This is a genomic window from Roseibium sp. (genome assembly GCF_965216085.1).
GTDB lineage: Bacteria > Pseudomonadota > Alphaproteobacteria > Rhizobiales > Stappiaceae > Roseibium.
This window is the reverse complement of the sequence record NZ_OZ244138.1, coordinates 4,645,620-4,669,335: the sequence shown is the minus strand read 5'-3', so window position 1 is coordinate 4,669,335 and position 23,716 is coordinate 4,645,620. Positions and strand designations below refer to the sequence as shown.

Sequence of the window (23,716 nt, the reverse complement as noted above, 5' to 3'; positions counted from 1 at the left end):
GCCTTGTTTCTCAGGGCTTTGCGCAAGACATCCGGGACCGCGTGATGACAGAGAACGATTCGGCGCCACCGCCATTCAATATTTTCTCCCTCTCTGAAGACGTGCAGGAACGCTTTGGCTGGTCCACTGACGATCTTAATCGTGTGATGGAACAACTGATGCCGGCTGCCTTGACCGGTTTCCAGCATTTTGGCGGTCCGATGTCCGGCCTTCCGGATTGGTTCAATCAGGCCACACAAATGGCCAGTGGCGCCGCAAATCCGATGTCTGCTTACGCAAATTTCTTCCAAACGCCGACGCAGCAATCTTTGATTCCATTCTTTGGGCCGGAAGCGGTCCAGCAGGCACTCGCAGCACAAATCTCCGGTGTCACCGGTTTGCAGAGCGATGCCGTTCAAGAGATGATGCCCGTTGCAGCAACCTTAGCCTTTGGCCAGATCGCGCGGCCGTTCCTTCAAGGCGAAGCTCAGGTGCTTCTCGATGCCTATATGCGGGGATTTGCGCGCGGCCGGCCGAAACGCGCTCCGGCGCCGATCGATTATCTGCACAACTATACCGATGCCATGAATGCGTTTTGGGGCTCCTTCCTGAGACCATCTAGGGAGGCCGCATCGGACGAGGCTCCGGAACCAGAAGCTGAAGACGAACCGGTTGAAGATGAGGCCCTGGAAGAGGCCGGTTCCGAGGAAGAAAGTTCGGAGTTTGAGGAAATGGTGTCCGGATGGATGTCTGCTGGCCGCGACCTGCAGTCCAGCCAGCTGAAGGCATTTGACAATTTCTTTGCAACGGCGACCCGGAACCTCGGCAAATAAGAACAAAAAAAGACCCGCCAAAAAGGCGGGTCAGTTTACGTCAGCAAGGCTTGCCGACAGGGGCTGCTATGAAGGTCAATAAATCAGGCAGCTATCTCTGGCCGGGGATGAACCAAAGATACTGATGGCTTCTGTGTGTGCGGCGCTGTGTTGGCTGCAATTGGGAGGATTTGCAGCGCGAGCGGGTTGTGGCCATCGGCCATCTGCCTCAGAAACGGTGCTGGGTCTGAGTAAAACGGAAGTGCAATGGCCCGTCGAACATCGCTCCGGGTCAAACCAATGTCCTTCAATGCCTCATCGCTCAACGTCGAAAGTTGGGTGACCTGACGACGATTTGTGAAAACGCGCAGGGCACGGGCAACCAGCTGCCCGGAAAGAGCGAAAATCGGGTGGTGTGCGATGTGTGTCATGGCGTAATTCTCCTGTGAGCGGCCGAAGGAATTTCCGGCAGCTTGTTCCGCGCCTCAAAGGCGGTCCTGTGTTTGGAACAATGCTTAAATGCTATAGTTCGATACATAATTCCAACGAATGTTTTTGATGAGAATAATCAGATATTGTGATATGAATTTCTGAGGGCGCGTTTGCCTGGGAAACCCGCCATTTGGAGCGGTTCTTTCTCGGCAAGGCCCGAGCTACAAACTTTTTGCGAGGCAGAATGCTTGATCTGGATCAGCTGCGAACCTTCGTGGCGATTGCCGAAACCGGCAGTTTCACCAAGGCGGCGGACAGCGTTCACAAGACGCAGTCGGCGGTATCGATGCAGATGCGGCGTTTGGAAGAACGCATTGACAAACCGCTGTTTGTCCGCGTCGGGCGTCAGTCCAAGCTGACAGAGCATGGCGAACGGCTGCTGCACTACGCACGTCGCCTTGTGCAGTTGAACGATGAAACCCTGGCTGCCTTTGACGATACGGAGCTCGCGGGCTTGGTCCGCCTCGGGACGCCTGACGATTACGCAGACCGGTTCCTGCCAGAGATTCTAGCGCGCTTTTCAAGGTCAAACCCGAAGGCTGAGGTCAGTGTTGTTTGCGCGCCAACCCCCAATCTTGCGGACATGATTGTGGAAGGTGAGTTGGATGTCGCCATCATCACGCACGTCCAGAAAAAGGGCCGGAAGAATGTCGAAATTCTAAGACGCGAACCTTTGCTATGGGTCGCATCTGCCCGGCACGCCACCGAAAACGAAACAGTCTTACCGCTGGCGTTGGGCCGCGCGACATGCGATTGGCGCAAGGCCGCCCTAAGTGCCTTGGAAGATCAATTGCGTGAGTACCGGTTGCTTTATTCAAGCTGGAACTCAACGGCGGTTGGCGCTGCTGTCTTGGCGGGGCTGGCGATTTCGGTTCTACCGGAGTCCGCCCTGCGCTCCGGCATGCGTGTCCTAACCGAAGCGGAAGGCTTCCCGCGGTTGCCGGAATGCGAGATCGGGATCATGAAATCCTGGCACAACAGCTCGCGGGTCACAGATGCTTTGGTAGAGCACATCATGTCCTCACTTGATAACCTGTCCGTTCCTCATGCAGCTGAATGATCAATGTTTGAGTCGTCAGCAATTTTGATGTAATAAGGTATTACTGATCGAATTTGATGATGTTGTTCTGAGTTTTTTGCGCCGTGCTTGGAGAGTTCCATGAGCCATGCCCTTGATATTGACCAGCTACGGACATTTCTGGCGATCGCCGAACTCGGCAGTTTCACAAAGGCGGGTGAAGCGGTTCACAAAACACAATCGGCTGTTTCCATGCAAATGCGCCGCTTGGAAGAGCGGGTTGGTCAGCCGATTTTTATAAAGGATGGGCGCCAATCCCGGTTGACCGAGCAGGGGCTGCGGCTGGTTGAATATGCCCGGCGGATGATTCAGCTGAACGATGAGACCCTTTCGGCTTTTAATGGCAAAAAAGAAATCGGTTTCGTCAAACTCGGTGTACCGGACGACTACGCTGACCGGCTGTTGCCGCAAGTTCTTGCCGCCTTCAACCGGCTCAATCCGTCTATCGAAGTGCAGGTTGAATGCACCAGCAGCGCGCGTTTGACCGATGCCATTCGGAACGGTGAGCTGGATGTGGCGATTACCACGTCCGGAGATACCAGCGAGTTGCACGGAGAGATCATCCGGCGGGAACCCCTCTATTGGGTGACATCGGAACAGCACTGTGCGCACACCCAAGACGTCATCCGTCTGGCGCTCGGCCCAACCAGCTGCAGCTGGCGGCGTCTGTCCATGGATGCGCTCGATCGTGTCGGAAAGCGGTATCGTGTGTCTTATACCAGTGCCAGTGCATCAGCCTTGGTTGGCGCTGTGCATGCCGGATTGGCCGTGACCGTGTTTCCGGAAAGCGCAATACGAGATGGCATGCGCATTCTGGACGAGAAGGACGGTTTTCCAGCTCTGACCCATTGTGACATTGCGCTGTTGCGGTCTGACAATGCCCGCCAGCCCATGCACGACCGGTTGTGCAACCATCTGATTGCTGCAATTGGCAACGTCGGTACGATGACCAATCAAGAGGCCGCAGAATAGCGGTTCAATTCAATTGATGCAGTTTATGGAAGGCGCGCTGCGTTAGCGGGCACGCAACATCATGATATTGCCAGCCAGAACACAGCCAAGGCCGGTGATTGCCAGCGGCGTCCACTGATACCCTTCGAATATGGTTGAGACCGCGAGGGCCACGATCGGGAACAGCACGGTCGCATAACCGGCGCGCGCTGACCCTATCCGCCCAAGCAGAGTCAAATAGGAGGCAAAGGCTATCACCGAGGCGACCAAAGCCAGATAGACAAGGCTGCCGAGGTAAGGAAGGGTCCATTCAACGGCAAAGCTTCGGCCACGGATGGCTGCGAAGAGGCCCAGAAAAATCATGCCGTAGACCATGCCCCAGGCAGTGGCGGGCATCACCCCGATCCCTCGGCGCTGGGTATCAGCCGATAGCATGTTGCCGAGGCAAAACGACAGAGTTCCGCAGATACAAAAGCCTAGACCGATCGCAACACCGGTATCTATCTGCGCTCCAGCCATGTTCGGCCAGAACATCAAAGCAATTCCGGAAAATCCGAGAAGGCCGGCAGCAAGCGCAAGGAGGCTCGGGCGCTGGCGGAACAAAAGTAGCCCCAGGAAGATGTTGAAGACTGATGCCGTGGAGAAAACAACGGCTAGCAAGCCCGACGGCAGATAGGCCGCACCATAATAAAATAGGGTGAAGTTCGTCGAAAACAGCAGGGCACCAAGGCCGGCAAAGCGAATGTGATCTTTTGCTGGAAAGCTCAAGGGATAACCTTTTGCCCGGACCCAGGCCATCATCATGGCTGCGGCGACAACAAACCGCCAAAACACTGAAACTTCGGGGGAAACGCTGGAAATCTGCCCTTTCATTGCGATCCAGCTGAAACCCCATGCAAACACGGTGGCCGCGTACAGGCCGAGATCGGTTGTGTTCAGATCGGATCGGTTTAGGGCTGGCTGGGCAAGGCTCATCACATCAACTCATCTTGGCAGGAAGACCACCAATCTGGTCGTCTTGATAGTTCAACGCAAATGATTGTTTTTGATGAAAGGATCAGCGGTGTCGATGAATTGCCGCCTTAGAAGATCCGGCCAGCGCACTTTAGATCGCTGACCGGCCAGAACTACTATTTTGAACAGCCTATAACTCTAGGCTGTTAAAGGACCAGATTGTGCCGTCCGACGTTCTTGATGTCGGTTTCGCCGCAGAGGCCCATGGTGACGTCGAGTTCCTTGTGCATGATATCTAGCACTTCACGGACGCCGGTTTTTCCACGGGCACCGAGACCGTATATAAAGGCCCGGCCGATATAGGTGCTGTGGGCACCCATCGCGACGGCTTTGAAGACATCCTGGCCAGAGCGGATGCCGCCATCGACATGCACTTCGATCTTGTCGCCGACCGCGTCGACGATGTCACCGAGGATGTCATAAGACGCTAGCGCGCCATCCAGTTGCCGGCCGCCGTGATTGGAGACAACGATCGCATCAGCCCCGAGGTCTGCAGCGATCTTGGCATCCTCGACGTCATTGATCCCTTTCAGGATCAGCTTGCGGTCCCAATGCTTTTTGACCCACTCAACAGACGACCAATCGAGTGTCGGATCAAACTGGCTCGCAGTCCATTCTGCAAGGGATGTCATGTCTTCGACACCGGACACATGTCCGACGATATTGCCGAACTCATGGCGCTTGGTTTGTGCCATTTTCCAGCACCAGCGCAGTTTGGTCGCCAGGTCTATCAAGACATGCGGTTTGGGTTTCGGCGGGGTGCTGAGGCCGTTTTTAATATCGCGGTGGCGCTGCCCTAGAACCTGCAGGTCGAGAGTTAGGACAAGCGTGGAACAATTCGCCGCCAGCGCGCGCTGCATCAAGCTTTCGGAAAACCCGCGGTCCCGCATGACATAAAGCTGGAACCAGAACGGGTTTTTGGTGTTTTCAGCAACGTCCTCGATAGAACAGACGCTCATCGTGGAAAGGGTGAAGGGAACACCGAACTCTTCCGCTGCCTGTGCTGCCAGAATTTCCCCATCCGCGTGCTGCATCCCGGTCAATCCGACCGGAGCAAGGGCAACCGGCATAGAGACCTCTTCGCCGATCATTGTGGTTTTCACAGATCGGTTATCGATGTTGCGGGCAACCCGCTGGCGCAGTTTTTGCCGTTGAAAAGCGGCTTCATTGTCCCAATAGGTGCTCTGGGTCCAGGAGCCGGTGTCGGCGTAGTCATAAAACATTTTGGGCACCCGCCGTTTGGCGAGGGCCTGCATATCAGCGACGTCGGTTACGATGGGCATCGGGTCTCTCCCTCGAACTATTTCTTGGCTGTACGGGCAGTTGTTTCAAATCGTCTGAGGCCAGCAAGTTGTTCGCGCTGGTCCAGCTGTTCGGTTGCGGCGAGTGTGGCGCGGACATAATCGATATGTTCTTCGGCAGCCTGCCGGGCCAGGTTCGGATCACCTGCCGATATCGCCTGGTAGATTGTCTTGTGGTGATTGAGCACTTCCGTGCGTGCAGACGGGTGATGGTAGAGACGCCCGCGATTATAGAAAACGCCGTTTTCCAAGAGGCGGTAACACGAACGCAAGGTGTGCAGCATGACGACGTTGTGTGCCGCTTCACCGACCGCATTGTGAAAGGCGACGTCCAGTTGGCTTTCCAGTGTTACATCCTGGTTTTCATGTGCGGCATCCATCTGTTCGATGATGTCTTTGAGCCTGCTGATATCGGAGGGTGCAGCGCGGACGGCGGCCATCGCCGAAGCCTGGCCCTCAATGCCGCGTCGGAAATCGAAATAATCGCTGACAGCGGACGGGTGGCGGGAAATCAATTGCACTATCGCTTCGGAAAAGATCGATCCAATGAGATCGCAGACGAAGGTTCCGCCACCTTGCCGGGCTTCAATCAGGTTCCGCTCTTCCAAGGTCTTGAGCGCATCGCGCAACACCGGGCGGGACACCTGCATTTGTTCCGACAAAACCCGTTCGGCAGGCAGGCGGTCGCCAGACTTGAGAACTCCTTTGAGGATGAGTTCTTCAATCTGGTCTACCGCCGCATCTGCGGTTTTGTGATGATTTATTGGCTGAAACATGCGGCCTCGATCACTAGAATTCTCGGGAAAATAGCGCAGAATTCAAAATTGGTCAAATTATTTATCCAATTTTAGGCGCGCTTGTGCCGCAATCAAGCTGATTGCAAACGCGCGCATATGTCATCTTTCCCAAACGTGAAAAACCCAGTGGTCTTTTGTAAGCGCAGCCGCCATGTTGTTTTGGCTGCCGGAGGCAAGGAGGGGCAACAGTTTGGGAAGTCATCAGGATATAGGCGGTGTGCTGCCATCTTTTCGGACCTCACCTTTGCGGGAGCGGGTTTTAGGCGAAGTTCATGCGCGTCCTTTCCGGCCGTTGTCGACACCGCGGGTCGTCCTTCACTACGCGTTTTTGACGAACTCCCAAGAAGCGGCTGAGGACAAGGTTTGGCTTGGGGAATTCTGTAGGTCGCGCGGTGCGGCCGGTCCCGCACAAGGAACCCGGTACCACCGGGTTGAATTCGGTGAAGGCACGCTGAATTGGGAGCAGCATGCCGAATTCACCACCTACACCTGGGATGGAGCGGCGACTTCGGGCCGCATTTTTAACTCCATTCCAACGGGCCATCCATTTGGAGCCGCCTTCCGGGCTCCTGGCGACTTACTGGTTGCCGTGCGCCTTGAATTGCACAACGAGCTGGCGGACGACACGTGGCGCACCGCTTTCGACATCGGCAGTATGGCCGTCTCATCTCTGGAAAATGGACAAGCGACCGTTGCGACGGATTTCCGTCAGGACGGCGATGGTTTGTCGCGGTTTTTGGTTTTTAATCACACTATGAGTGATGTGCAGTCCGGGACGGTCGTCCAGAGGCTTCTGGAACTGGAAACCTATCGAACACTTGCCATGCTTGGGCTGTTTGAAGCGAACGATCTTCAGCCGGATATTCGGCGGTTTGAAATCGAACTCGCCAGTTTGACTGAACAGATGAAAGAAGCCTCGGGTCTGGATTCCAACCGGGAGCTGCTCGATAAGTTCACCGGCCTTGCCGCGGCTTTGGAAGCTGGAGCCACCGCCAGCACGTTCCGGTTTGGCGCCAGCAGGGCCTATTATGAGATCGTCAATGTCCGTCTGACGGCCTTGCAGGAAGAAGCCAATCCCGGGGATTTGTCGATGTCGTCATTTCTGGCCAGGCGGTTATCACCTGCCATGCGCACCTGCCAAGCGATTGAGGACCGGCAGGCCATGCTGTCGCGCAAACTAGCCCGAGCCACGACGCTGCTCAGAACCCGGGTTGATGTGGATCTGGAGCAGCAGAACCGATCCCTGCTTCAATCCATGAACCGGCGGGCGCGGCTGCAGTTGCGGTTGCAGCAGACCGTTGAAGGCCTCTCGGTTGCAGCGATCAGCTACTATGTCGTGGGATTATTGTCTTATCTTGCCAAGGGCAGCAAGGATGCAGGCTTGCCGGTTCCAAGTGCCACGGTGACAACCGCAGTGGCAGTTCCAGCTGTTATATTTGTCATTTGGTGGATCGTGAACAGGATCCGGGCGCATCATTCCAAAGAGGATATGGATGACGCCTAAATAGCCAATATGGGCCAGGAAACCCTGGCCCATATTAGAAATTGGAGCGGCTTATTTGGTAGAACCGTCTTCGTTGAACTGAGCCATATAGGCAATCACATTGGCGCGGTCTGCTTCTTTTTTCAGGCCGGCAAATGCCATCTTACCTTTCGGGATCAGGTCCTTCGGTTTGGTAAGGTATGCGTCAAGGTTCGCCGCGTCCCAAACCTTGCCGTCTGCCATTTCAAGCAGGGCTTTTGAGTATTTATAGCCTTCGACGGAACCCCAAGCCCGGTCGACAACGCCGTTCAGCTGCGGGCCAACCTTGTTCTTGGCCTTTTCACCAACGGCATGACACGCCTTGCACTTCCTAAAGACCTTTTCGCCTTTAGCCGGATCGCCTTCGGCGCTGGCCTGGGCAGTAAGAGCCAGAAGCGCGGTTCCGGCAATCATCAGCAGTCGCTTCATGTGTTTCTCCCTCAATCTGGGTGTGGTGACCCAGGGTCAAATCAACAGGAAGTTACGGCAGGATGCAAGCGGTGTGAGGTGTGTGCTGTTTCGAGATCTGGCGTGTCTTACGGATCCGCCTAAGAAAAGTGGCCCAGCCGTCATCCGATTTTGAAACACGGGCTAATAAAAAAGGGCCGGGAGAACCCGGCCCTTATCTAAAACAAAAGTGGCTTACTTTTTAGAGCCATCTTCGTTGAATTGAGCCATGTAGGCAATCACGTTGGCGCGGTCTGCTTCTTTCTTCAGACCGGCAAATGCCATTTTAGTTTTTGGAATGACATCTTTCGGCTTGGTCAGATACGCATCAAGTGTTGCTGTATCCCACACTTTGCCATCAGCCATTTCAAGCAGACCTTTGGAATACTTATAGCCTTCGATGGAACCCCAAGCCCGGTCGATTACACCGTTCAGCTGCGGCCCAACCTTGTTCTTGGCTTTTTCACCAACGGCATGGCACGCCTTGCATTTCCTAAAGACTTTTTCACCTTTGGCCGGATCGCCTTCGGCGCTGGCCTGGGCTGTAAGTGCCAGGAGCGCAGTTCCGGCAATCATCAGCAGTCGCTTCATGTGTATCTCCCTCGATATGAGCGGTTAAAAACCCGCGCCAAATCAATAGGAAGTCAAGCCAACTTGCAAGCGACGTGCCGTCGCATACGTATTCTACCGCTTGTCAGGGACTATTATCTCGCCAAAACCGATACTAGCTTGCCCGAGCAGGACGTAGCTGATTGAGCCATTCATCCAACCCGGTGTCCCAGTAGGGCGCGGAGCCATAGAGACCAGCCAGGAAATCAATAAATACCCGAACTTTCGCCGGGAGAAATTGCCGGCTTGGATAAACGGCATAAAGTCCGACGTCTTTGGATGCCCTGTACTCTGGCAGGAGGACATGTAGTTTTCCCTCCCGAAGCTCCGGTCCAATATCCCAGGTCGATCTGAGGGCAATACCGATACCGGAGAGGAGGCATTCCCGCACCACTTCGCTGGAGTTCGTTTTGACCGGTGACTGCGTACGCACCGTTTCAATGCCGTTTGGGCCAGCAAGGCGCCAAGGGTCCTGATTCGCTGCTGCAAGCGTCACATGGTTCGCCAAAAGATCTTCAATCGAGTGTGGTGTGCCATACTTCTCAATGTAGTCTGGGCTGGCGCACAGTATCCGATGCACCGGAGCTAGTCTCCGGGCGACAAGACTGGAATCGGAGAGTTCAGCAATGCGGATTGCCAAATCATAACCTTCGCCGACGATATCGACGAAATCATCCGACAGGTCGAGATTGATTGAAAGATCAGGGTTTTTGGTCAGAAAGTCGCCGATGTGAGGTGCAATGTGCAGGCGACCAAAGGAGGTGGGCACTGCAACCTTTAAATTGCCCCGGGCTTTCGCCGAGCCTCGGGACACAAAAGATTCGGCCTCTTCCACCGATGCCAGGATCGCAATCACGCGCTCATAAAACCCTTGTCCGGCTTCAGTCATGGCAATTTGGCGCGTCGTGCGTTGAAGCAGCCGGCTGCCGAGTTTCTCTTCTAGCCTGCGGATTCGCTTGGAAACCACGGCAGGAGACAGGTTCATTTCCCGGCCGGCGGCCGACATGCTACCCGCGCCCACGACCCGGGCAAAAATCTCCATGTCCGTCAGATTGCTCATTTTCAAACTCTCAGAAAGACATTTAGTTTGTCTTCGGCCATTTTTCTGGCGTCTGATTTCTGCCAGACTTCAGAAAACTTTTTGATGCTCACGTCTAAATACGCAAGAGCTACTTAAGTGGATCATCAATGGTCTGCAAACGGGGAGGACCAAGTCCGTGACCGCGATCGCAATGCCCGCTCCTGACGAGGATGTCCTCAGGCGGCGGCAGGAAATTGTCAAGGCTTTACAGGCAATTGTTCCCGGAGAAGGGGTGATTGACGACGAAAGTGAAATGCGGGCCTATGAAACAGATGCCCTGACAGCCTACCGCCAATTGCCTTTGATCGTCGTGCTGCCGGAAACTGTGGAACAGGTGTCTCGCGTTCTCAAATACTGTCACGACAACGATGTGAAAGTGGTTCCGCGCGGGGCAGGAACGTCCCTTTCCGGTGGTGCATTGCCCTTGGCGGATGGCGTTCTTCTTTCAATGATGAAGTTCAACCAGGTCCTTGATATCGATTTTGAAAACCGTGCGGTGGTGGTCCAGCCTGGTGTGACCAATCTTGGAATTACCAGGGCCGTGGAACATGAGGGTTTTTATTATGCTCCGGACCCGTCCTCGCAGATCGCCTGTTCTATCGGCGGCAACATCGCGGAAAACTCCGGCGGTGTGCACTGTCTCAAGTACGGGCTGACAACCAACAATGTGTTAGGCCTGCAAATGGTCCTGATCACCGGAGAAGTGATCCGCCTTGGCGGCAAGCATCTGGACAGCGAAGGTTATGACCTGCTGGCACTGATGACGGGATCAGAAGGCCTTTTGGGAGTTGTCACCGAAGTAACCGTCCGAATCCTGCAGAAACCGGAAACGGCCCGTGCGCTCCTAATCGGCTTTCCGACCAGTGAAGATGGGGGCCGCTGTGTTGCGGATATTATTGGGGCGGGCATCATTCCCGGTGGCATGGAAATGATGGACAAACCGGCCATTCACGCTGCCGAGGACTTTGTTCATGCTGGCTACCCGCTGGATGTTGAAGCGCTTTTAATCGTGGAACTGGACGGCCCGGAAGCCGAAGTCGATTATCTTATCGGCCAGGTCGAAGACATTGCGAAGTCCAATGCAGCGAGCCATGTGCGGATTTCGGAAAGTGAAGAAGAGCGCATGACGTTCTGGGCGGGCCGGAAGGCGGCTTTCCCGGCGGTCGGCCGGATTTCGCCAGATTATCTTTGCATGGACGGCACCATCCCGCGCCGGGAACTGCCAAAGGTGCTCGCCCGGATGCGGGAATTGTCCGAAAAGCACGGCCTTGGCGTGGCCAACGTTTTCCATGCCGGAGACGGCAACCTTCATCCGCTCATTCTTTATGATGCCAATAAACCCGGTGAGCTGGACGCCGCTGAGGAATTTGGTGCGGATATTCTGAGGCTCTGTGTGGAAGTTGGCGGCGTGCTCACCGGTGAGCACGGTGTCGGCATCGAAAAGCGGGATCTGATGACGGATATGTTCTCAGAAGAGGACTTGAAGCAGCAGCAACGGGTCAAATGCGCCTTTGATGACAAGCATCTGCTCAATCCAGGCAAGGTGTTCCCCGTGCTGCATCGTTGCGCGGAACTCGGCAAAATGCATGTTCACAAGGGCCAGCTTCCCTTCCCTGATATTCCGCGGTTCTGAGGTAGGTCATGAGTTCGGCATTAAAACCGCGCAACACGCGGGAGGCGGAAGACGCCATCAAATGGGCTGCAGCAGAAGAGCAGCCGATCGAAATCATTGGACAGGGATCAAAACGCTCCTTGGGCCGGCCTGTGCAAACGGCGCATATACTCGACCTTTCCGATCTGAATGGTATTGTCAGCTACGAACCTGCGGAATTGGTTTTGACAGTTCTCGCGGGGACTCCGATTGCTGACGTTGAAAAGCTCGTCGACGAAAACGGCCAGGAACTCTCTTTCGAACCGCTAGATTACGGTCCGTTGTTCGGCCAGCCGGCGGGGCAGGGGACAATCGGCGGTGTTCTGGCGGCAAATCTGTCAGGGCCCCGCCGCGTCAAAGCTGGCGCAGCAAGAGATCACATCCTTGGTATGGAAGCTGTGTCCGGACGCGGTGAGATTTTCAACTCCGGCGGTAAGGTGGTGAAGAACGTCACCGGTTATGACCTGCCACGTGCGCTTTGCGGGTCTTTTGGGACGCTGGCTGTTGCAACAACCGTTACGCTCAAGGTCAATCCCAAACCGGAGACCTCAGCGACGTTTCAGCTGGAGGGATTGGACGATGCAACAGCCATAAAGGCGCTTTGTGCTGCGCTGGGGTCTTCAGCGGAAGTCTCTGGTGCTGCCCATTTACCATCCGACTTGAATGGTGCTGCCAGCCGGACTGTTCTTCGTCTGGAAGGGTTCTCAACGTCCGTCGACTACCGGTTCAAGACACTTGAAAAGCTTTTGGGCGCTTATGGCTCTGTGTCTCGGCTGGTTGAAGCTCAATCGGTGGAGCTGTGGCGCTCGATCCGGGATGTCTTCTCCATTACCGATGGCACGGCACCGGTTTGGAAAGTCTCCGTCGCGCCAACAAGCGGGCCCGAGCTTGTGAGGCTCTTAAAAGAGCAGCTGAACATCAGGGCTTTTTATGACTGGAGTGGCGGTTTGGTTTGGATCTCCTGCGACGATGGGGCCGACCATTCTGAAGCAATCAGAAAAGCGGTGAAGCAATCAGGTGGCGGCCATGCCACTTTGGTGCGCGGTGAACCATCGGTGCGCAGTAGCGTTGACGTTTTTCAGCCGCAGCCAAAACCACTGGAAGCTCTATCGCGGCGGCTGAAAGAACAATTTGATCCTAAGGGAATCCTGAACCCCGGACGGATGCTGGCTGGAGGCTAACCGCACGGACCGACTGCGGAAGCGGGCAGCAGCGAGCTGTTCGTGACATGAAAACTGTTGTGCCTGTAGGGCACCTTGTGCACCCGAACCGCGGTCCTTACGGTTTGGCACTATTGAGGGAGATGGCTTTGGTATTGATCACACCAGAGCTCATGAGGGAAACAACCGCATCATGCAGACCAACTTTACCGCCGAGCAGTTGAAAGACAGCCACGTAGCGGAAGCAGAAAAGATCCTGCGCAAATGCGTGCATTGCGGCTTCTGTACGGCGACCTGTCCGACCTTCACCTTGCTCGGCGATGAATTGGACAGTCCCCGCGGGCGGATTTACCTGATCAAGGATATGCTGGAAAACGACCGTCCGGCGGATGAAAAGATCGTCAAACACATTGATCGCTGCCTCTCATGTCTGGCCTGCATGACGACGTGTCCGTCCGGTGTGCATTACATGCACCTGGTCGATCATGCCCGGGCACACATCGAAAAGACATATAAGCGCCCCTTCAGCGACCGCCTCCTGCGCGCAATCCTGGCGTTCGTTCTACCGTATCCGAAGCGGTTCCGCTTTGCTTTGATCGGCGCCTTCTTTGGCCGGCCCTTTGCCGGTTTTCTGAAGAAAATGGGTGGCCCGATCGCCAAGATGGGCGCCATGCTGGAGCTGGCACCTCCACGTGCACCAATGCGCGGGGAACTTGAAGGCCCGGGAACTTTTGACGCCGAAACGCCAGCTAAAAAGGGCCGGGTCGCGCTCCTCTCCGGCTGTGCTCAGCCGGTCTTGAACCCGGGCATCAATGACGCCACGATCCGGCTTTTGAAGCGCAAAGGATATGACGTTGTTCTGCCGGAAGGGGAAGTCTGCTGCGGTGCGCTCGTCCATCATATGGGCAAGGAAGATGCGTCTTTAGACAATGCCCGCCAGAACGTCGATGTCTGGACCCGCGAGCTAGAGACCAAAGGCTTGGACGCAGTGCTGATCACGGCATCCGGATGCGGCACAACCATCAAGGATTACGGTTTCATGCTGCGCGAAGACCCGGCCTATGCGGACAAGGCAGCGAAAGTTTCCGCGCTCGCCAAAGACATTACCGAATTCTTGGCCGAGGCGGATCTGGGCACTCCATCCCTGCAACCGGGTTTGACCGTTGCCTATCATTCAGCCTGCTCGATGCAGCACGGCCAGAAAATAACGCAGCAACCAAAACAACTTTTGAAAGCCGCCGGGTTCACAGTCAAAGAGGTTCCGGAAGGCCATTTATGCTGCGGGTCGGCAGGCACCTACAACATCCTTCAGCCGGAGATCGCTGAAAAACTGCGCGACCGGAAAGTTGCGAATATTGAGAAGACCCAGCCGGATCTGATCGCGACCGGTAATATAGGCTGCATGACCCAGATTGGCCTCGGAACGGACATTCCGATTGTGCATACGGCGGAACTGCTGGATTGGGCCTATGGCGGGCCACAACCGGAACCACTTACGTCGCTTACGAAAAATCTCGAGGCTGCAGAATAACGTCAAGACTTGCGTGTGCCGAGTTGCACCGGTGTTTTGTCCGCGTCCGCATCAGGAGTTTGACCGGCCAGTCTTAATGTGCGGGCAAGCAACTGCTCATAGATAGGACGGCCGCCAAGTTGGTGTGCTGTCAACGCCGCAGCGGTGCAGGTGATGAGCACGGGCATGATCAAGGAATAGGCACCGGTCAGCTCCATGACAAGGACCACACCGACGAGCGGCGCGCGGATTGAGGCAGCAAAAAAACCGCCCATCGCTGCGATCGCACACGCCGCCCGGAAATCGCTGTCCACGTTGACCAGCAGCTCTGAAGAGATTGCCCCAAAGGCAAGACCGGCGCAGGTCGCAATCGACAGCATCGGGGCGAATATCCCGCCAGGCACGCCAGACGCATAGGAAAACAAAACGCCGGCAAAGCGGAACACGGTCAGCAGCAACAAAGCAGCTATGCCGAAGTTGGTGTGAATGAGGTCTCGAATGAGATCCTCTCCGCCGCCAGTCGCTTCGGGAAAGGCGGCGAGCAGGAGGCCGGTTGCCGCGCCAACAACCATCGCCGGAATCCATTTGGCTTGTCTGGGGATTGCTTGAAAGAAATCCATAACAGTCAGCAAAGCCCAATTGAAAAAGACACCCAGCATGCCAAGCAAGACTCCCAAGATGGCCAGCAAAGGAAATGTCCAGACGGGCAAATAAGCGACATCGAACTGCAGTGGCGGTCCCGTGCGTGTCAATTGCTCGGTGATAGCCGCGCTTAAGATCGAGGCGATGATAACCGCCATATATGTCCGGTACCCGAACGGGAATTGCCGCCTGGTTTCTTCAACAATGAACAAAATTGCGGCCAGTGGTGCGTTAAACGCTGCTGCCAATCCGGCTGCCGCTCCTGCGGCAAGCAGTCCTTTGTGATCTGAAGGTGTCAGTCCTTGTGACTTTGAGAGCGCCTCGGCGGTCATCGCGCCCATGTGGATCGTTGGTCCTTCCCGGCCCAGCACAAGCCCGGAACCTAACGCGAGAAGACCACCAAAAAACTTTACGACAAGAACCCGCATCCAATTGAGCGGGCGTTTGTCTTCCATTGCTCCTTCAATTTCCTGGATGCCGCTGCCTGCGGCTTCCGGTGCGAACCTTGCCACTAAAAAATAGGCACCAGTTACACAGGCCGCCGACAGGCCTGCGGCAACTGCATAAGACAGCAACCCAGGTCCCAGGTTGGCGCGCAGGCTTGCGTAATGGGAAATCAGAATTTCGACTCCAGAGTGAAATCCGGTCGCAAGACCGGCCACCACAACACCGACGAGGGCGGCTTTCAGGAAATAGTGTGCATCTGATTTTTCAAACAATGTGAATGCCGTTGAGAAGAAACGAAGGATAGGTCTGCGAAGCAATCAGTTTCGCATTCTACAAGCCGAACCGGCAAGTGAGTGTCTGTTGTGTCGGTGCAAAAGAAAACGCGCGGCTGAGAGCCGCGCGTTTGACATGGGATTCTGATGTTTGAAATCAGATAACGTGGACCCTGGTGCCGACACCGACCCGATTATAAAGGTCCATGACGTCTTCGTTGCGCATGCGGATGCAGCCTGAGGAAACCGCGTGACCGATAGTCCAAGGCTGATTGGAGCCGTGGATGCGGTAAAGCGTTGAGCCGAGATAAAGCGCGCGTGCGCCAAGCGGATTGTCCGGGCCGCCTGCCATGAAGACTGGCAGGTCCGGACGGCGTTTGCGCATGGCAGCCGGCGGGCGCCAATCCGGCCATTCAGCTTTGCGGGTGATTTTATGTGTTCCGGCCCATTCAAAACCCGGTTTGCCGACACCAACACCATAGCGACGTGCGGTACCATCATTTTGAACAAGATAGAGATAGCGGGCATTGGTATCGATGACGATTGTACCCGGCTTATGTTTGCCATCGTACTGCACAATCGTTGGCAGGAATTGTGGCTGCACTTGCCGCGTTTTGGTTTTCTGCGGCTGAGTTTGCCGGCGAACCGGTTGTTGGCGAGGAGACCACCAATTGGCACGGCGGACGTTCGGCTGTTGCATCTGACGGCGGACCGGCGCGGTTGCTCGGCCTCTGACGCGCGGCTGAAGCTGCAGCATCCAGGGTTCGGTGAGATTTGGGCTTAAAACCAGCGGCGGCGGCGCGACTTGGCCAGCTGTTGCCGGACCAGCTGATAAGCTTCCGATGATGGCGATACTGCCCGCGGCGACGCATGCGGCCGTCGCATATTTTATGAAAGAGAACATGGTACAACTCGTTACTAATGAAAAACCACGTTCAGCGGCACTTTCGCACCACCGGTTAACGGATTGGCAACGATGATAGGACGTGGAGCTGTGCCAAAAGTGAATTGCGGGCCATTCTCACAGTCATTTCGAATCTATGGTTAGCCCTTGGTTGAGGAACTGGCTAAATAAAACCTTAAGGAAATCTTTCGTGTGCAAAACCGTGGCTACGGAGCATTGAACACGTTGTTTTTTCCGCGATTTTTTAGTTAACGCACCCGCCGGCGGGCATCCCGGGCGATCAACGGCAAAAAGTCCTTGGTCTGCTTGATCGACATCCCCGGCTTGATCCGTGGATCATAAAGCATGTTCAAAATGATCTGGTCGAAGACCGTAAACCGGCTGTGGCGCGAGGAATCGTTAAAAACCGAATGGGGCAGTTTCTCATTGTCATTCATAGGTCCGAGGCCCTGAAGGACTTCTTCCACCAGACAGCGCCGGAATAAAAACTCGCCCTCATCAGATACAATGACCGCTGACGAATGCTTGATGCCATTGCGCCCTGAAACAACACGCACAAGACACCGGCCGGGAACCCTTGCCTTGGGGTTCTTATAAACGTCTGTGCGAACGACAGGCTTATATTGTTTGCGGTCGACGACATAAATCTCGAAATTTGCATCCGCGGGCCGGTTCACGATCGAGGCTGTCAAACCGGTCACCCGCCGGTTGATTTCACCAATGAACCGGCGAACAGTGCGGGTCCGGTCCCGCCGGGAGAGATTATGAATATAGAAGCGGACTGGACTTGTGAATTTTTTAACCAAGTAAGGACGCCACCCCCAATTCCGGTATTCCAGTCCAAACACTGTCTTCTCGAAGCCAAACAGAATTTCGTCCGTTGTGAAGGAATCGCTGGATCCACGCGCTGGAAAACTTGCCGAAATCGCCATTACCATGAAGAAAATCAGGATCCTGCGCATGATATCCGGTCTGAGGTTCGTTATTTTGCCCGTCTTTGAAAGTCAGATCATGCGGGAGCAAGATTGTCCAGCCAATTACTTTTTGCAAACCAATATGAGGCGCTGACGCCCTGGGGCAATACCCTTTTGAGGTTGTTTTCTAATACTGATTCGACTGTTGCGGGTAGAGGCTAGCCGATGTTGTTAGTATCGCAAAAACAATTCCTTAAGCTTCCGCAGCTATAACGTTACGGAGCGTGATTAGAAGAAGCCTTCAGGGGCGGGGGACGGGAGTAGGTATGACCGCGGTGAAACGATCCTTCCGAGCGGAAACCTTAATACGCATGGAGTCCAGTGCAAACCAGGACCCTGCTTTCGCTGAAGAACGCCGCCATGAAGAGGTTTTGGCGGAAATCTCTACTCTGAAGGCAATGATTCAGAGCGGCGCGGGTCAGCAGCAGCAAGCTCAGATCGACCCGGAAGCAATGAGCGAAAAGTTCATCACCGAATTCCGGAAAGAACTGTCTGAAGCGGCAAAGCTCAAAGTTGAGCTGGATGCGATGTACGAAGCGATCGCCCAGACCAAAAAAGAAATCGCCAGCCTTCACCAGAAAACCGACGCCGACGGCGAGGATATGGCTCGTGTAACCAATGAATTGGATGCGGTTGTTTTAGGAACTGAAGGGGCGACCGAAAGTATTCTGACTGCTGCTGAATTCATTGATGAAACGGCAAACACGCTGTCGGCTCGTTTGAAAGATCAGGACGCGGAACTTGCAGGTGATATTCAGGACAAAGTCGTGCAAATCTTTGAAGCCTGTAACTTCCAGGATTTGACCGGTCAGCGCATCACAAAAGTTGTCGGGACCTTGCGCTTTGTTGAAGACCGTATCATTCAGATGATGGACATCTGGGGCGGTATTGAAAGCTTCAAAGATATTGAACTTGAACAGGAAGAGTTGCCCGAGGGCGATGCAGCACTGCTTAATGGTCCTGCGAATGCCACGGATGTTGATGTGGCCACGCAAGACGATATCGACGCGCTGTTTGCCTAACTCAAATAACAATCACAAAAAGGCCCGGTCTTCGAGCCGGGTTTTTTATTGACCGCATCACCCTCAAAAATACATGCATTGTGCGCAAGCCTGTTCTGGTGTAGCCCTAAGTGAAATTGAGAACAAAACATGAATTTTGAGGCTTGTGGCTATGGCAGAAACCGGATCATCTAACCGGCCTGAACGCGATCCGGAAACCGGACTTTTGGAAGGCAGCGACGGAAAGCTCCGGTGCTGGTGGCATGGCGGTTTGAGCGATTATCAGCTCTATCATGATACGGAGTGGGGCTGGCCGGTCGACGAGGATCGCCGTCTCTTTGAAAAGATCTGTCTTGAAGGGTTTCAGTCGGGCCTGTCCTGGCTCACCATCTTGCGCAAGCGGGAGGCTTTTCGCGCAGCCTTTGCCAATTTTGAATTTGAAAAAGTCGCCAAATTCACCGAAGCCGATGTCGAGCGCTGCCTGAACGATGCGGGGATCGTCCGTCATCGCAAGAAAATCGAATCCACTATCAACAACGCCGAGCGGGCATTGGAGTTACGGGAAGAGTTTGGATCCTTGGCGGCCTATTTCTGGTCCTGGGAGCCGAAACCGGAAGACCGCCCAGAAAAGTTGACGTTCGCAGTGGCCAGAACCCTCGGCAAAACGGCGGAAAGTACGGCGCTCTCCAAGGACTTGAAAAAACGCGGCTGGAGTTTTGTCGGACCAACCACCGTTTATGCCTTCATGCAGTCCATGGGCATGGTCAACGATCATTTGGAAGGCTGCTGCTGCCGCGGGCCCGTGGAAGAGGCGCGAACTAATTTCGTTCGTCCGAAAAGACCTTGAAGAGCCTCCAAGCGCTCATTTGTCGTCCCAGCGAATGCTGGGACCCAGCAACCTCATGAAGAAACTATCTTTATTAGTCGCCAGCGCCGATGGATATTGGATCCCGGTCTTGCTCGGTTCGGCAAACTGGGATGCCAATAAACAGAGTTCGTCGTGGTTGGCAACTACCCGCCGACCTTGTCCATCAGCGGGGCAAACAGCGGATTTTCCTTGGAGAAGACATAGTCCAGCGTTTCAACGGTCACGGTGTCCGCACCTTCGGCAATCAGCAGCTTGGCGCACTCCGCAACGGCGTCTTTCGGACACAGCACATTGACCCGCGAGGTCTCGGCCGCTTCCGGAAACCGCTGCACAGCACCGACATTGGCAACTGACCGCAACGCTTGAGTGCGGTCGTCAACCACGGCTTTTACGAGCTTGATATCCCGTGCGGCTTCTTCCGCAGCGACCCGGTCCAGGATTTCACGCGCGCCGTTAAGGGCTGTGTCTGACCAGTCGGCGTTGAGGGAGGCCACCAGATTGGCCTGGCTTCTTAGCATCACGCCGTCGGTGAGGACTTTGAGGTTGTTGGCCTCAAGGGTCGAGCCGGTGCTGGTGATGTCAACGATCAGTTCTGCAGACCCTGCGGCTGGCGCCCCTTCGGTCGCTCCTGCGCTTTCGACAATCCGGTAATCGGCGATGCCGTGTTTGGCAAAATAGGCCCGGGTCAGGTTGACGTATTTGGTCGCAACCCGCATCCGTCGGCCATGGCGATTGCGGAAGTCGGAGGCGACATCGCTGAGGTCCGCCATGCTTTCTACATCGATCCAGGCTTTTGGTACGGCAATCACCACATCGGCATGGCCAAAGCCAAGCGGCGTGACGATGTGCACTGTGCTGGCCGGATCGGCGATGTTTTCATCGACCAGATCAAGGCCGGTGATGCCGAAGTGAACTGCACCGTCCGACAGCGCCCGGGCAATTTCGGACGCGGATAGAAAGGCGATTTCAACAGACACCAAGCCCTTGATGGCACCCCGGTAATTCCGCGCTCCGCCTGGCCGCGTGACTTTCAAGCCGGCCCGGCCGAAAAACGCGTGGGTGTTTTCCTGAAGGCGGCCCTTGGAGGGGATTGCAATAACGAGTTTGCTCATGGGTCAGCCTCCAATCCGCGCTGCAATCCGGTCGAGCCACATGGAAAAGCCAATGGCCGGAACTTGGCTGTCGGCGCCCAACAGTGTGACCAGCTTGTCATAGCGCCCGCCGCCAACCAGCGGCCCGTCTTCGGACTGGGTGTCCGCATGAACTTCAAACACAAAACCAGAATAATAATCGAGACGCCGACCAAACTCTGCGGCAAAGGACAGCCGCGCCGGATCGATACCCTTTGCAGCCAGTGCCGCTAGTCTTTGTTCAAACGCGGCCAAAGGGGCATTTAGGTCGAGACCATATTTGCCTGCAAAATCTTTGAGGGCCGAAACGGCGTTTGCGCCATCTGACTTGATTTCAAGGTAGGCTTTCAAGGCCTCTGCCGCCTTGCCGTGACCACCAGCGCCCCGGGTGAGGGCAGCCTGTTCCAAAAACCGGTCTGCGATTTCCGCCGGAGACCGGCCGCCAACGGCTGAAATACCTGCGATCGACAAAAGATCCTCGACAACAGCGTGAGCAGCTTCCGGGTCGGCGCCCTCAAGGGCTGCCAGGAACCCGAGCCGGACATCCCGGCTGTCGTCATCGGCGGTGTTGCCGCCGGCCATACGCTTGACCGCGGCTGCAAGCTTGTCTGTCTCACCGAAGAGATCCCGCAGCCGCCGCTGCCAGACTGTGGGCAGTCCCAGCCCGGTCAGAACTGCAGCAAAGAGGGTTTCATCACCAATGCGGATGGAGATGTCCTGAAGCCCGAAAATCTCGAGCGCCTTTATGGACAGTGCCAAGAGATCGGCATCGGCTTCAGCAATGTCGGTGCGGCCCAGGCTTTCCGCACCCATTTGCGGAATTTCGCCGAGCCCGTCCGCTCGCTGGCGGAAAACCGGTCCGTGGTAGCAGTAGCCGGTTGGCAGGGCACTATCGCCATAGGCAACGTGATGGCGGCACACCGGAATTGTGAAATCCGGTCTGAGGCACAGGTCGGCACCATCCGTGCCGTTGGTCAGAAAGAGACGGCGGCGGATGTCTTCGCCGATCAGATCCAGAAGAACATTGGCCGGCTGCAGGATTGGCGGAGAAACCGGCGCATGCCCGGCTGCCTGGAACAAGGTCAGAACCGCATCGATTTTCGCCGGATCGAGAGCCGGAGTTTCAGCCGCCGTTGCCATATCAGTTTCCGTTTGCCTGTCTGCGATCTTCGGCCTGGGCATCCAAGATACCGCGTACGGTTTCAATCAGATCGGCTTCCTTGGCCGTGATCTGCGCCGGACGGCTTTCCCGCCAGGTGACATTATCGACGTCGGTCGCTTCACTGGCGAGCCGCGCACCTTCGATCAGGTCCTTGATCTGGATCTCACCGGCGTCGCGCTCGTCCGAGCCTTGGATGATTGCAACTGGGCAGCCGCGCCGGTCGGCATATTTCAGCTGGTTGCCAAACTTCTTCCAGTTGCCTTGGTACATTTCGGCCCGGATGCCTGCCTGGCGCAGGTCCTGAACCATTTTCTGATAGCGGCCGAGGGCTTCAGTGTCGCCGTCCATCACGGTGACCAGCACTGGTGCAACCACATCAGATGTCTGCAGCTTGCCGAGGTTTTTCAAGGCGGTCATCAGGCGGGAAACGCCGATGGAAAAACCGGTTGCCGGTACATCACGGCCGGTGAACCGCTTGACCAAACCGTCATACCGTCCGCCGCCGCCAACAGAGCCGAATTGGACCACTTCGCCCTTTTCATTGGTGACGTCGAACAGGAGCTCAGCTTCATAGACCGGGCCGGTGTAATATTCGAGGCCGCGGACTACGGATGGGTCGACCGAGATACGGTCGGATTGGTAGCCAGCAGAGGTCACGAGATCTGAAATCAGTTTCAGCTCGCGGAACCCAGCTTCGAAGTTCTCGTTGATCGCAAACCGCGACAGGGCTGCCGTCTTGAAGGTCAGGTTGTTGGTGTAGTCGATCAGATCGTCAATGGCCGAGGCTTCCAGGATCTCGACGATGGCATCGATGGCAGCCTCTGACAGTTTGGCGCCATCGGTGTAGTCGCCGCTCTCATCTTTGCGGCCGTCTCCGAGAAGCAGGCGCACACCTTCGGTGCCGAACTTGTCGAACTTGTCCATCGCCCGCAGAACAGTCAGGCGGCGCTCTGCATCGTCATCGCCGCCCAGGCCGACGGCTTCCAGAACACCGTCCAGAACCTTGCGGTTGTTGACACGGATGACATATTGGCCGCGCGGAATGCCGAGCGCTTCCATCGTATCGGCCATCATCATGCACATTTCAGCATCCGCCTGGACGCCCGGTGCACCGACGGTGTCGGCGTCAAACTGCATGAATTGGCGGAAGCGGCCGGGGCCCGGTTTTTCGTTTCTAAACACCCAGCCGTTCCGGTAGGTGCGGTAGGGCAGCTGGATCTCGTTGATGTTTTCCGAGACATGACGGGCCAGCGGCGCGGTCAGGTCATAACGCAGGCTCATCCACTGCTCATCGTCATCCTGCACGGAAAAGACACCGGCATTGGGCCGGTCCGTGTCTGGCAGGAATTTGCCGAGGCAATCGGTGTATTCGAACGCCGGGGTTTCTACCGGGTCGAAACCGTAGCTTTCGTAAACGGTGCGGATTTTTTGCAGCATTTCGTCGGTTGCGCGGATGTCGCTGGCAGACCGGTCGACAAAGCCGCGCGGAAGGCGGGCCTTCAATTTGTTTGGTTTTTTGGCCATGAGATCGTTGTGTCCTGGCGGGTGTCGCAGGCGGCGGTCTATTCAAGCCCTGCCGCACAGAAAAACTCTGATGGTGTTGCCGGTTGTCCTAGACGAAAGCGGTTCTAAGGGCAAGCTTGAGAGGGGCTTGGTGTGTCTCATGAAACACATTCGTTTTAACTGTGATGAAAAAAGCTCGGCTGATGCCTTGTTTAGGGCGCAGTCCCAGCTAAAAGGGCAGCAACAACAGACGTACCGGGCCAGGGCCACAGCTTTGGCAGAAGCGGCAGACGTCTTTTCTTGTAAATTATCTTCGCCGGGCTATGGTCCGGGCGAATTGGCAAGCGGCAAACCCGGCTTTGAATTGGGCGGCCGGGCAGAGAAGTGAAGAACCATGGATGGTGTCGTG

At 55.6% G+C, this 23,716-nt stretch carries 22 protein-coding genes; 9 read left to right on the top strand and 13 right to left on the bottom strand.

Annotated features, from left to right (window positions below):
• Window positions 1-44 precede the first annotated feature (44 nt).
• Window positions 45-812 carry a hypothetical protein gene (locus tag ACOOFE_RS21940; RefSeq protein WP_420412034.1) on the top strand — a complete coding sequence of 256 codons (768 nt, stop codon included), beginning with the start codon at window positions 45-47 and terminating at the stop codon, window positions 810-812.
• Between the two features lie 83 nt (window positions 813-895).
• Here ACOOFE_RS21940 and ACOOFE_RS21935 read toward each other — a convergent pair whose 3' ends face one another.
• A complete protein-coding gene (locus tag ACOOFE_RS21935; RefSeq protein ID WP_141188333.1) occupies window positions 896-1,222 on the bottom strand; it encodes a DUF1127 domain-containing protein in 327 nt (108 codons plus the stop codon).
• A gap of 245 nt (window positions 1,223-1,467) precedes the next feature.
• Here ACOOFE_RS21935 and ACOOFE_RS21930 point away from each other — a divergent pair, with 245 nt between their 5' ends.
• Entirely contained in the window at window positions 1,468-2,343 is an 876-nt protein-coding gene (locus tag ACOOFE_RS21930; protein ID WP_141188332.1) for a LysR substrate-binding domain-containing protein, read from the top strand.
• 99 nt (window positions 2,344-2,442) lie between these two features.
• Window positions 2,443-3,333 (top strand): LysR substrate-binding domain-containing protein, encoded by an 891-nt coding sequence (locus ACOOFE_RS21925; RefSeq protein ID WP_420412033.1) that lies wholly within the window; start codon window positions 2,443-2,445, stop codon window positions 3,331-3,333.
• A gap of 42 nt (window positions 3,334-3,375) precedes the next feature.
• On the opposite strand, the gene ACOOFE_RS21920 is transcribed toward ACOOFE_RS21925, so the two are convergent.
• From ACOOFE_RS21920 to ACOOFE_RS21910, 3 genes are all read right to left on the bottom strand, one after another.
• On the bottom strand, window positions 3,376-4,287 hold the full coding sequence (locus tag ACOOFE_RS21920) for a DMT family transporter (protein ID WP_420412032.1): 912 nt from the start codon (window positions 4,285-4,287) through the stop codon (window positions 3,376-3,378).
• Window positions 4,288-4,472: 185 nt separating this feature from the next.
• Window positions 4,473-5,609, bottom strand: coding sequence for an alpha-hydroxy acid oxidase (locus ACOOFE_RS21915; RefSeq protein ID WP_420412031.1), 1,137 nt, complete (start codon window positions 5,607-5,609; stop codon window positions 4,473-4,475).
• Between the two features lie 17 nt (window positions 5,610-5,626).
• Complete coding sequence (locus ACOOFE_RS21910) at window positions 5,627-6,403, bottom strand: FadR/GntR family transcriptional regulator (protein ID WP_420412030.1); 777 nt, start codon at window positions 6,401-6,403, stop codon at window positions 5,627-5,629.
• A 238-nt stretch (window positions 6,404-6,641) separates the two neighbouring features.
• Here ACOOFE_RS21910 and ACOOFE_RS21905 point away from each other — a divergent pair, with 238 nt between their 5' ends.
• Window positions 6,642-7,928 carry a DUF3422 family protein gene (locus ACOOFE_RS21905; protein ID WP_420412029.1) on the top strand — a complete coding sequence of 429 codons (1,287 nt, stop codon included), beginning with the start codon at window positions 6,642-6,644 and terminating at the stop codon, window positions 7,926-7,928.
• A gap of 51 nt (window positions 7,929-7,979) precedes the next feature.
• On the opposite strand, the gene ACOOFE_RS21900 is transcribed toward ACOOFE_RS21905, so the two are convergent.
• The 3 genes from ACOOFE_RS21900 to ACOOFE_RS21890 form a co-directional block, all read right to left on the bottom strand.
• The gene (locus tag ACOOFE_RS21900) at window positions 7,980-8,375 is read right to left on the bottom strand and encodes a c-type cytochrome (RefSeq protein WP_141188326.1); all 396 of its coding nucleotides are present in this window, start codon (window positions 8,373-8,375) and stop codon (window positions 7,980-7,982) included.
• Between the two features lie 213 nt (window positions 8,376-8,588).
• On the bottom strand, window positions 8,589-8,984 hold the full coding sequence (locus tag ACOOFE_RS21895) for a c-type cytochrome (protein WP_420412028.1): 396 nt from the start codon (window positions 8,982-8,984) through the stop codon (window positions 8,589-8,591).
• 133 nt (window positions 8,985-9,117) lie between these two features.
• Window positions 9,118-10,062, bottom strand: a complete 945-nt coding sequence (locus ACOOFE_RS21890) for a LysR family transcriptional regulator (RefSeq protein WP_420412027.1) — start codon at window positions 10,060-10,062, stop codon at window positions 9,118-9,120.
• Window positions 10,063-10,234: 172 nt separating this feature from the next.
• Between ACOOFE_RS21890 and ACOOFE_RS21885 the strand changes: the two genes are divergently transcribed.
• From ACOOFE_RS21885 to glcF, 3 genes are all read left to right on the top strand, one after another.
• On the top strand, window positions 10,235-11,716 hold the full coding sequence (locus ACOOFE_RS21885) for an FAD-linked oxidase C-terminal domain-containing protein (RefSeq protein ID WP_420415620.1): 1,482 nt from the start codon (window positions 10,235-10,237) through the stop codon (window positions 11,714-11,716).
• Window positions 11,717-11,724: 8 nt separating this feature from the next.
• Complete coding sequence (gene glcE / locus ACOOFE_RS21880) at window positions 11,725-12,915, top strand: glycolate oxidase subunit GlcE (protein ID WP_420412026.1); 1,191 nt, start codon at window positions 11,725-11,727, stop codon at window positions 12,913-12,915.
• A gap of 172 nt (window positions 12,916-13,087) precedes the next feature.
• Window positions 13,088-14,425, top strand: a complete 1,338-nt coding sequence (gene glcF / locus ACOOFE_RS21875; RefSeq protein ID WP_420412025.1) for a glycolate oxidase subunit GlcF — start codon at window positions 13,088-13,090, stop codon at window positions 14,423-14,425.
• A gap of 2 nt (window positions 14,426-14,427) precedes the next feature.
• On the opposite strand, the gene clcA is transcribed toward glcF, so the two are convergent.
• The 3 genes from clcA to ACOOFE_RS21860 all read right to left on the bottom strand — a co-directional run bounded on the left by clcA (window position 14,428) and on the right by ACOOFE_RS21860 (window position 17,631).
• The gene (gene clcA, locus ACOOFE_RS21870) at window positions 14,428-15,765 is read right to left on the bottom strand and encodes a H(+)/Cl(-) exchange transporter ClcA (RefSeq protein WP_420412024.1); all 1,338 of its coding nucleotides are present in this window, start codon (window positions 15,763-15,765) and stop codon (window positions 14,428-14,430) included.
• Between the two features lie 157 nt (window positions 15,766-15,922).
• A complete protein-coding gene (locus tag ACOOFE_RS21865) occupies window positions 15,923-16,669 on the bottom strand; it encodes a L,D-transpeptidase (RefSeq protein WP_420412023.1) in 747 nt (248 codons plus the stop codon).
• Window positions 16,670-16,917: 248 nt separating this feature from the next.
• On the bottom strand, window positions 16,918-17,631 hold the full coding sequence (locus ACOOFE_RS21860; RefSeq protein ID WP_420412022.1) for a DUF2927 domain-containing protein: 714 nt from the start codon (window positions 17,629-17,631) through the stop codon (window positions 16,918-16,920).
• Between the two features lie 323 nt (window positions 17,632-17,954).
• Here ACOOFE_RS21860 and ACOOFE_RS21855 point away from each other — a divergent pair, with 323 nt between their 5' ends.
• Both ACOOFE_RS21855 and ACOOFE_RS21850 read left to right on the top strand, forming a co-directional pair.
• Window positions 17,955-18,665 carry a protein phosphatase CheZ gene (locus ACOOFE_RS21855; RefSeq protein WP_420412021.1) on the top strand — a complete coding sequence of 237 codons (711 nt, stop codon included), beginning with the start codon at window positions 17,955-17,957 and terminating at the stop codon, window positions 18,663-18,665.
• Window positions 18,666-18,816: 151 nt separating this feature from the next.
• The gene (locus ACOOFE_RS21850) at window positions 18,817-19,491 is read left to right on the top strand and encodes a DNA-3-methyladenine glycosylase I (RefSeq protein WP_420412020.1); all 675 of its coding nucleotides are present in this window, start codon (window positions 18,817-18,819) and stop codon (window positions 19,489-19,491) included.
• Window positions 19,492-19,655: 164 nt separating this feature from the next.
• Here ACOOFE_RS21850 and hisG read toward each other — a convergent pair whose 3' ends face one another.
• From hisG to hisS, 3 genes are read right to left on the bottom strand one after another with little or no spacing between them, the layout of a single operon-like run.
• On the bottom strand, window positions 19,656-20,624 hold the full coding sequence (gene hisG / locus ACOOFE_RS21845) for an ATP phosphoribosyltransferase (protein WP_420412019.1): 969 nt from the start codon (window positions 20,622-20,624) through the stop codon (window positions 19,656-19,658).
• Between the two features lie 3 nt (window positions 20,625-20,627).
• The gene (locus ACOOFE_RS21840) at window positions 20,628-21,782 is read right to left on the bottom strand and encodes an ATP phosphoribosyltransferase regulatory subunit (protein WP_420412018.1); all 1,155 of its coding nucleotides are present in this window, start codon (window positions 21,780-21,782) and stop codon (window positions 20,628-20,630) included.
• Window position 21,783: 1 nt separating this feature from the next.
• Window positions 21,784-23,328, bottom strand: a complete 1,545-nt coding sequence (hisS, locus tag ACOOFE_RS21835; RefSeq protein WP_420412017.1) for a histidine--tRNA ligase — start codon at window positions 23,326-23,328, stop codon at window positions 21,784-21,786.
• Window positions 23,329-23,716 lie beyond the last annotated feature (388 nt).